The organism is Streptomyces kurssanovii (assembly GCF_040677245.1).
GTDB classification, from domain to species: Bacteria; Actinomycetota; Actinomycetes; order Streptomycetales; family Streptomycetaceae; genus Streptomyces; species Streptomyces kurssanovii.
In genome coordinates this window covers 1-9,106 of sequence record NZ_JBFAQK010000103.1, presented here as the reverse complement: position 1 = coordinate 9,106, position 9,106 = coordinate 1, and the positions used below count along the sequence as shown (strand labels likewise).

Here is a 9,106-nt window from a genome sequence, read left to right as displayed (position 1 = left end):
TTCGGCCTTCCGGCGGTTCCGACTCTATCAGACTCTTTCGGGCCTGATTCCCGGTCAGCGGGAGTTGTCTTCACGGCTGTTGGGCCGTTCCGACGCTCAAACTCTAGCGGATTTCCCGGGCTGCTCATAATCGAGCTTTCGAAATGAATTTCGGCATGCCGAAATTCGTCCCGGCTGGGAGATCGTGCAGAGTTTGGTTGCCGCGTTCGCGGCGGGATGGCTGTCGCAGAACCGTTCCGGCCCCGTGACAACTCGAAGAACCTTACGGATCGGGGAGGGCCGTGTCAACCCTGCCTCGCGGCCTCGCTAGTCCAGGTCGGTGAGCCGCCCGCCGGCATCCGGCTGGTCGTGTTCCACCCGGCGCAGCACGCGGATGAGCAGCTCGCCGAGGACGGCCCGCTCGTCACCCGAGAGGTCCTGGAGCAGGTCCTCCTCGAAGTTCGTCGCCATGCGCATCGCCTCGAGCCACTTGGCGCGGCCCTCGTCCGTCAGCTCGACGATCACGCGCACCCGGTTGTTCTCGTCGCGGTCGCGGGTGACCAGGCCTTCGCCGGCCATGCGGTCGATGCGGTGCGTCATCGCGGCGGGGGTGAGGCCGAGGCGCTTGGCGAGTTCACCGGGTCCCATGCGATAGGGGGAGCCCGAGAGCACCAGCGTCTTCAGGACCTCCCACTCGGTGTTGCTGATGCCGAGATCGGCGACCTGCCGGCCGTAGGCGACGTTCATCCGGCGGTTGAGCCGGCCGAGGGCGGAGACCACCTTCTCTACCTGCGGGTCGAGATCGCCGAATTCGCGCTGGTAGGCGGCGATCTGTTCGTCGAGGCTCGGCTCGTGCGGGCCGGACGTCAGAGAGGCCTCAGGGGTCTCGGTAGGCATGCGCCGAAGTATGGCACGGCGCTCATTGGCATTGAAGTCCTTCGATGTGTACTCTTCAGTGTTGAACTTTAGCGTTGAAGTCTTCAGTGTTCAGTCCTTCGGGCGGGACGACTTCTCGACCAGAAGCAGGTGAGTGTGACCAAGGCGAAGGGTGCAGCGATGCGCCGGATCCAGGCGGGGAACGCGCTGAGCGCGTTCGGGCTCGGCTTCACCGTTCCGTACCTCTACGTCTATGTGGCGCAGGTGCGTGAGCTGGGCGCGAGCACGGCGGGTGCCGTGCTGGCGGTCTTCGCGATGGCCGCGCTCGTCGCCCTGCCCTTCACCGGGCGGATCATCGACCGCCGGGGGCCGCTGCCCGTGCTCGTCGCCGCCGCCGTGCTCGCCTCCGCGGGAGCCGTCGGCATGGGACTCTCCGACAGCATCCCGGCAGTCGTACTGTCGGCCGCGCTGCTCGGCGCCGGTACGGCCGTGATGCAGCCGGCGCTCGCCACGATGATCGTCTGGTGCTCGGAGACGGCGACCCGCACCCGCGCCTTCGCCACACAGTTCTTCCTGCAGAACCTGGGACTCGGCGTCGGCGGCCTGATCGGCGGACACATCGTCGACGAGAGCCGGCCGGCGAGCTTCACGCTGCTGTTCGGTATCGAGGCGGCCATGTTCCTCGTTCTCGCGGCGATCGCCCTGACCGTGCGGCTCCCCCACTCCCCGACACTCCACGACCCGCGTCCCTCCGGCGCGGAGTCCGGTGCCAGGGGCGGACTGCGAGCACTGCTCGGCCACCGGGCCATGGTGCAGTTGCTCGTCCTGGGCTTCGTCCTCTTCTTCGCCTGCTACGGCCAGTTCGAGTCGGGTCTCGCCGCGTACGGCACGGAGGCCGCCGGGATCGAGCCCGCGACCCTCGGCACGGCCCTCGCGGCCAACACCGCGGTCATCGTGCTGGCGCAGTTCCTGGTGCTCAGGTTCGTGGAGCGGCGCAGGCGCAGCAGGGTCATCGCCTCTGTCGGGCTCATCTGGGCCGTGGCATGGCTGGCGGCGGGCTACGCGGGCCTCGGACACGGCAGCCAGGCCATGGCGACGGCCGCGTTCATCTCGACGTACGCGCTGTTCGGCCTCGGCGAGGCGATGCTCTCGCCGACCGTGGCGCCGCTCGTCGCGGACCTCGCACCGGAGGCGATGGTCGGGCAGTACAACTCCGCCTTCGCCCTGGTCAAGCAGCTCGCCCTGGCGGTCGGCCCGGCCGTCGGCGGGCCGATGGGCGCCGCACTGCACGGCCCGTACATCGTGACGTTCGTGCTGTTCTCGCTCTCGGTCACGGTGCTGGCGCTGCGGCTGGGCAAGCGGCTCACCCCGGTGCAGGACCGGCCCACGCTCGCGACGAGGACCCGCGTGGTCGCCGTGCACAAGCCCGAGGACGCGGTCGCCCCCGCCCGCTGAGGCCCGGCGGCTTCAGCGCGGCAGGGCGAACTCACACCAGACCGCTTTGCCGCCGCCCGGGGTGCGGCGGCTCCCCCAGGACGAGGCGATCGTCGCGATGATGGAGATACCGCGGCCCGCCTCGTCCTCCGTCTCGGCGCGGCGGCGGCGCGGCAGATGGTCGTCCCCGTCCGTCACCTCGACGATCAGGCGGCGGTCGGTGCGGCGGAGTCTGAGCCGCATCGGCGGGGTGCCGTGCTGGAGAGAGTTGGCGACCAGTTCGCTGACCGCCAGCACTCCGAGGTCGTGCAGCTCCGGCGAGAACCGCCACGAGGCGAGCACCCCTGACGCGAAGGCCCGGGCACGCGGCGCCGCCTCGATGCCTCCGAGCAGGTCCAGGGCGGCGTTGTGGAACAGCTCTGCGTCCGCCCCCTTCCGCGTCGGGTGCTGAAGCACGAGCACGGCGACGTCGTCGTCGTGCTCCGCGGTGACGCCCAGGGAACGGATCAGGCGGTCGCAGACCACCTGCGGGCTGCCGGTCGCTCCGGACAGCGCGCGCTCCAGCGCGGCCACCCCTTCGTCGATGTCCTCACCACGGCGTTCCACCAGACCGTCCGTGTAGAGGACGGCGGTGGAACCGGGCGGCAGGTCGATGGCGCCCGAGGTGTGCAGCCAGCCGCCGGTGCCGAGCGGCGGACCGGTCGGTTCCGCCGCCTTGTGGACCGTGCCGTCCTCGTCGCGCACGAGGATCGGCAGATGGCCGGCAGACGCGTAGACGAGACGGCCTTCGTTCGGGTCGTGGACGGCGTACACACAGGTGGCGATCTGGCTGGCGTCGATCTCGGAGGCCAGGCCGTCCAGCAGCTGGAGGACCTCGTGCGGCGGGAGGTCGAGCCGGGCGTAGGCGCGGACGGCGGTGCGCAGTTGGCCCATGACGGCGGCAGCCCGCACGCCACGGCCCATCACGTCGCCGATGACCAGCGCCGTGCGTCCCGCGCCGAGCGTGATCACGTCGTACCAGTCACCGCCGACCGCGGCGTCGATGCCGCCGGGCTGGTAGGTGGCCGCGAAGCGGAGGTCGTCGGGCTGTTCCAGCTCCTGCGGGAGCAGCGAACGCTGAAGCGTCACGGCCGTCTCGCGGTGGCGGCGCTCGCTGGCCCGCAGACGCTCCGCCGCCTCCGCCTGGTCGGTGACGTCGGCCGCGAAGACGAGCACGCCTTCGGTCTCCTTGCTGCCGTCCGCTCGCTCCGCGGGCAGGCAGGTGATCGTGTACGACCCTTCGCCCCGCCGGGCCGACTCCGCGCTGCCCTGGATCCTGCGGGACTTGACCGTGCGCGGCTTGCCGCTGCGCAGCACCTGGTCCATCAGCGGCAGCAGACCCAGCTCCACGAGCTCGGGGCACACGTCGGCGGCGACCGCTCCGGCCGGCCGCGGCCCGAAGGCGGCGGCATAGGCGTCGTTCACGTAGGCGATGCGGTGCTCAGGGCCGTAGACGAGCGCGACCAGGGCGGGCAGGCGGCCGAGCATCTCCGGTACGGAGAAGTCTTCCAGCGCCGGAACGTCGGACGGGGGCTCGGAGTGACCGTACTCGCCGCGGGCCGCGGGCACGGAGCCCTCGGACCGCTGCGCCGGGGAGAGCCCTCGGTCGGTTCCCCGCGCCGCGGCGCGGCGCTGCGTACCGGGGAGCCTGGCGCTCCAACGCGTGAAGTTCACTGACTTTCTAGCCTCAATGGGATCGTCGCCAAGGGTCACTCTGTGCAGGTGTGAGCCCACCTATGGTCACACGTCAAGTGTGGCCGACCGGACTGACAGTCGTCTTTCCCGAGTTGCCGAACCGCCGTCAGGTCCCCTTGGGGCCATCGGGTGATCCGTCGGCCGACTGCTCCTTGGGCCCTTCCTTCTGACCGGCGGGCGGCTGCTCCTTCGAGCCGTTCGCCGGTCGTCCGCCTCCCGCCGCGAGTTCGAACTCGGCGCGCGGGTGTTCCAGCGAGCCGAGAGAGACGATCTCACGCTTGAAGAGCCCGGAGAGGGTCCATTCGGCCAACACTCGTGCCTTGCGGTTGAAGGTCGGCACCCGGCTGAGGTGGTAGACCCGGTGCATCAGCCAGGCCGGATAGCCCTTCAGCTTGCGCCCGTAGACGTGCGCGACGCCTTGGTGCAGGCCGAGGGACGCGACCGATCCCGCGTATTTGTGCGCGTAGTCCTGCATCGGCGCGCCGCGCAGCGAGGCCACGATGTTCTCCGCGAGCACCTTGGTCTGGCGCACGGCGTGCTGCGCGTTGGGCGCGCACTCGGCACCGGGCTTGTCGGACGTCAGGTCGGGGACGGACGCGGCGTCACCGGCGGCCCAGGCGTGGTCGACGCCTTCGACGGAGAGCCGGGCGGTGCACTTGAGCCGTCCCCTCTCGTTCAGGGGCAGGTCGGTGGCGGCGAGGACCGGGGCGGGTTTGACGCCGGCCGTCCACACGAGCGTCCGGGTGGGGAAGCGGGAGCCGTCGCTCAGGACGGCGACACGGTCCTCGCAGGAGTCGAGGCGCGTCTCGAGGCGTACGTCGATGTTGCGGGCGCGCAGCTCACGTACGGCGTACCTGCCCATCTGCTCGCCGACCTCGGGAAGGATGCGCCCCTGAGCCTCGACGAGGATCCACTTCAGGTCCTCCGGCTTGATGTTGTGGTAGTAGCGGGAGGTGTAGCGGGCCATGTCCTCCAGCTCGGCCAGGGCTTCGACGCCCGCGTAGCCGCCGCCGACGAAGACGAAGGTCAGGGCGGCGTCGCGGATGGCCGGGTCGCGGGTCGACGACGCGATGTCCATCTGTTCGATGACGTGGTTGCGCAGGCCGATCGCCTCCTCGACCGTCTTGAAACCGATGCCGAAGTCGGCGAGGCCGGGGACGGGAAGGGTGCGGGAGATGGACCCGGGCGCGATGACCAGCTCGTCGTAGGTGATCTCGACGGCGCCCGCGCCCTCCTCCTCGGTCGCGAGCGTGCTGACCGTCGCCGTGCGCTTCGCGTGGTCGACGGCCTTGGCCTCGCCGATGACGATCGTGCATCTGCCGAGAACACGGCGGAGGGGAACCACGACATGGCGCGGTGAGATGGAACCGGCCGCGGCCTCCGGGAGGAACGGCTGATACGTCATATAGGGGTCGGGCGTGACCACGACGATTTCCATCTCGCCACGCGCCAGCTCGGGCTTCAGCTTCCGCTGGAGGCGCAGCGCGGTGTACATCCCGACGTAACCGCCGCCGACGACGAGAATGCGTTTGAGCGGCGGGGTGCCGGGGGTCGTGCCCCGGGTGTTTGCAGCCTTCACCATCCCATGAGGCAACGGCCTCGGGAGTTTGTCCACAGGCCCGGCAAATTGTGTGACCGGAAGGCGGCTTCCGGCGGGCCCGTGCCCAGCTCGGGGCAAAAAGGAAGCCACGCAGGTCAGACACGACGGGCGGGTCGGGGTCCCGGGGCGTAATAGGGAACCTTCCGGCCCTTGCTCCGATCGGGGGGCGCTCCGTGCGGAAGTACCCCCTTCTGAATTGACTCGGGCTCAACTATGTTCGTACTCGGTCGGGGTGTCGGGTCACGACATGCCCGGCGGACAGCGGGGAGGTCTCCGGGGGGAGACGACATGACCGGGGGAACGCTCATGCATATTCAGGATTCGCATTGGCAGTCTGCCGTCGCGCCGGCATCGGCGGCGGACGGCAATGGGAGCGGCCGCGCGGGATCGGGCGGGACCAGCCGCTCAGCACCGCTGCGGGTGGACGCGCAGCGCAATCTCGAGCACGTCCTGCGGGCGGCGCGCGAAGTGTTCGGCGAGCTGGGTTACGGCGCGCCGATGGAGGACGTCGCCCGGCGTGCGCGGGTCGGCGTGGGGACGGTGTACCGCCGTTTCCCCAGCAAGGACGTCCTGGTGCGGCGGATAGCCGAGGAGGAGACGTCCCGGCTGACCGAGCAGGCACGCACCGCGCTCGGCCAGGAGGAAGAGCCGTGGTCGGCGCTCGCGCGTTTCCTGCGCACGTCGGTGGCGTCCGGCGCCGGTCGCCTGCTGCCACCGCAGGTGCTGCGGGTGGGAGTCGACGGTGACGAGCCGACCGTCGTCACCGACACCGAGCCGCTGGACGACACCCGGGTACCGCAGCAGCGGGCGGCGGCACAGCCCGGGCTGCGTGTGGTGCCACCACGGCCGATACCGGCAGAGGAACAGGACGACAGCGGTGCGGCGGATCTGCTGGAGGTGGTGGGCCGGCTCGTGGAGCGGGCCCGTGCGGCGGGAGAGCTTCGGGGCGATGTGACCGTGGCCGACGTGCTGCTGGTGATAGCCACGGCCGCGCCCTCGCTGCCCGACGCCGCACAGCAGGAGGCGGCCTCGGCCCGTCTGCTGGACATTCTGCTCGAGGGCCTGCGCCCCCGAGCGGTGTGATCGCGCGCCTTCCCGCACGTCAACGCACCGTGCCCGTACGCCCGCCGCAGTGTGCCTCTTACGGGTGACGGGGAGGGACCGGATCCGTGGAAGTTTCCCCGGACGGGTGGTTGCCGTACGGGAGGGTTCGGCGTAGGGCGACTGTGTGGCACGCTTGCCCGGTGTTACGGGTCTGTAGGTGCTTACGGGGGCTTCCGCGATGAGCGGTGACGGGCGGGACGAGTCGCTGAGCGGTGCGGCCGGGCCGGAGGCGGACGAGCTGTCCGCCTCCCAGGTGCCCAGCCAGGGCGGCCGGGGTGATTCCTCGGGCGGGACCGGGCCGGCGGGTCAGGCAGGTCAGGCAGGTCAGGCAGGTCAGGCGACCGACGGTTCGCCGGACGTGCCCAGGACACTGTCCGCGGAGCCGGCGGAGTCTTCGGAGCCGCAGGATCACTACGCGGTGCCGCAGCAGCGGGAGGCCGGCAGTCACCACTCGGTGCTGCCTCCGCCCCGCGAACTGCCACCGGCAGACGCAGAATTGATTCTGCGCATGCGGGACGGTGACGACAGCGCCTACGAGGAGCTGTTCCGCCGCCACGCGGACGCCATCAGGCGCTATGCCCGCACCTGCTGCCGGGACGCCGACACGGCCGACGACCTGACCGCCGAGGTGTTCGCCCGGACCCTGCAGGCGGTGCGCGGCGGCGCCGGGCCGGAGCAAGCCGTGCGGGCCTACCTGCTCACCACGGTCCGTCGCGTCGCCGCGCACTGGATGAAGACCGCGAAGCGGGAGCAACTGGTCGAGGACTTCGCGGCGTTCGCCACGGAGGCGGCCCGCAGCGCTGACGCGTCGAACGAGGACACCCTCGACCTCGGCGCGGACGTACGCGCGATGCACGAGGCGGAACGGTCCCTCGCCATGCAGGCGTTCCGGTCACTGCCGGAGCGCTGGCAGGCGGTGCTGTGGCACACCACCGTCGAGGAGGAGTCGCCGAGCGACGTCGCACCGCTCTTCGGGCTGACCGCCAACGCGACGGCGGTGCTCGCCAGCCGGGCGCGCGAGGGCCTCAAGCAGGCGTATCTCCAGGCCCACGTGAGCACCTCGCTCACCACAGGCGGCGACTGCGCGCGCTACGCGGACCGGTTGGGCGCCTACGCCCGAGGCGGTCTGCGGATGCGGGCGGAACGCGGGCTTCGCAAGCACCTGGACGAGTGCGCCAAGTGCCGGCTCGCCGCGGGTGAGCTGGCGCATGTCAACGCGGGCATTCCGGCGCTGCTGCCGGTCGCGGTGATCGGCTGGTTCGCCGCGGGGTACTCCCTCAAGGCCGCGGGCATCGTGGCGGGCGGCGCAGCGGGCGCCGCGGGCGCCGGAGCGGCGGCGGCCGCCACCGGGGGCGCCGCAGGTGGCACCTCGGGCGGCGCCGCGGGCGGTGCTGCGGCCGAAGGGCTCGGCGCCCCGGCGAAGGTGGGGATCGCGGCCGCCGTCGCCGCGGTCGCGGCCGCCGGTCTGGTCTGGGCCCTTTCCGGTGACCCGAAGCCGGTCCCGGATCCGGTGGCGAAACCGCCGGTCGCCCAGCCCGTGGTGCCACCGCCCGCACCCGAGCCGGAGCCCCCGGCACCGCCCGCGCCGAAGCCCCCGCCGGTGCCGGTCGTCGAGCCCGTGGCCGCACCGGAGCCCACGCCGGCACCCCCGAAGCCCACTCCGCCGGAGCCGAGCCCCACGCCTGAGCCGCCGCCTTCACCGACGCCCACGCCGTCGCCCACTCCCACTCCACCGCCCCCGCCGCCGCCCGCGCCTGAGGTCTACCAGGTGAGCCGCCTGGAATACGGGACCTTCGGCGATCACACGGGACCGGAGGTCCGGTTGGGCGAGAGCAGCTGGCTCTGGCAGCGCTCCGGCATGTCCATCGGCGGCACGCAGTACGCGCACGGGGCGACCGTGCACGCCAAGTCGTCCATCACCATCGACCTCAACCGCCGGTGCACCACGTACGAAGCGTTCGTCGGCATCGACGACCTGACGCGCGGCCTGGGCATGGGCGCGGTGCGCTTCTCTGTGTACGGGGACGGGACGCGGCTGTGGAGCTCCCCCGTCGTCCGCAGCGGCGAACCGGCGGTCCCCGTCCATGTGCCCATCACCGGCCGCAGCACCATCCGCCTGGTGGCGGAACCGGAGACACCACGGGACCAGGTGGCGCTGGGGGACTGGGCGGAGTCACGCATCACGTGCGAGTAGCCGGGGCGGGCATGGCGGGTGCGGGCGCGTGGCCGCTGCGCGGGGCCGTTTCCCCACCCCGCCCCTTCCCGAACCGGGGGCTCCGCCCCCGGACCCCCGCGCCTCAAACGCCGGCGAGGCTGATTTCGCAGAGCGAAATCCAGCCCGCCTGGGGGCACCTCCCACGGCCGCCAGGCCGTAGGGGG

Annotated in this window: 6 protein-coding genes; 3 read left to right on the top strand and 3 right to left on the bottom strand. The window is 71.5% G+C overall.

All coding sequences use genetic code 11. The features are described from left to right. Positions 1 to 306 precede the first annotated feature (306 nt). Positions 307 to 876, bottom strand: coding sequence for a MarR family winged helix-turn-helix transcriptional regulator (locus AB0K36_RS34095; RefSeq protein WP_005315409.1), 570 nt, complete (start codon positions 874 to 876; stop codon positions 307 to 309). Between the two features lie 135 nt (positions 877 to 1,011). On the opposite strand from AB0K36_RS34095, the gene AB0K36_RS34090 reads away from it, so the two are divergent. Continuing rightward, complete coding sequence (locus tag AB0K36_RS34090) at positions 1,012 to 2,310, top strand: MFS transporter (protein WP_364601602.1); 1,299 nt, start codon at positions 1,012 to 1,014, stop codon at positions 2,308 to 2,310. Between the two features lie 12 nt (positions 2,311 to 2,322). On the opposite strand, the gene AB0K36_RS34085 is transcribed toward AB0K36_RS34090, so the two are convergent. Beyond that, a complete protein-coding gene (locus AB0K36_RS34085; protein WP_364601600.1) occupies positions 2,323 to 4,002 on the bottom strand; it encodes an ATP-binding SpoIIE family protein phosphatase in 1,680 nt (559 codons plus the stop codon). 127 nt (positions 4,003 to 4,129) lie between these two features. Continuing rightward, on the bottom strand, positions 4,130 to 5,605 hold the full coding sequence (locus AB0K36_RS34080; RefSeq protein WP_364601598.1) for an NAD(P)/FAD-dependent oxidoreductase: 1,476 nt from the start codon (positions 5,603 to 5,605) through the stop codon (positions 4,130 to 4,132). 324 nt (positions 5,606 to 5,929) lie between these two features. Between AB0K36_RS34080 and AB0K36_RS34075 the strand changes: the two genes are divergently transcribed. Both AB0K36_RS34075 and AB0K36_RS34070 read left to right on the top strand, forming a co-directional pair. Further along, positions 5,930 to 6,706 carry a TetR/AcrR family transcriptional regulator gene (locus AB0K36_RS34075; protein WP_364601596.1) on the top strand — a complete coding sequence of 259 codons (777 nt, stop codon included), beginning with the start codon at positions 5,930 to 5,932 and terminating at the stop codon, positions 6,704 to 6,706. A gap of 199 nt (positions 6,707 to 6,905) precedes the next feature. After that, positions 6,906 to 8,921, top strand: a complete 2,016-nt coding sequence (locus AB0K36_RS34070) for a sigma-70 family RNA polymerase sigma factor (RefSeq protein ID WP_364601594.1) — start codon at positions 6,906 to 6,908, stop codon at positions 8,919 to 8,921. The last annotated feature ends 185 nt before the right edge of the window (positions 8,922 to 9,106 follow it).

Bases quoted from the DNA above. Each gene is read 5' to 3' on its own strand.
- AB0K36_RS34095 (WP_005315409.1), bottom strand. From the start codon at position 876: ATGCCTACCGAGACCCCTGAGGCCTCTCTGACGTCCGGCCCGCACGAG.
- AB0K36_RS34080 (WP_364601598.1), bottom strand. From the start codon at position 5,605: ATGGTGAAGGCTGCAAACACCCGGGGCACGACCCCCGGCACCCCGCCG.
- AB0K36_RS34075 (WP_364601596.1), top strand. From the start codon at position 5,930: ATGCATATTCAGGATTCGCATTGGCAGTCTGCCGTCGCGCCGGCATCG.
- AB0K36_RS34070 (WP_364601594.1), top strand. From the start codon at position 6,906: ATGAGCGGTGACGGGCGGGACGAGTCGCTGAGCGGTGCGGCCGGGCCG.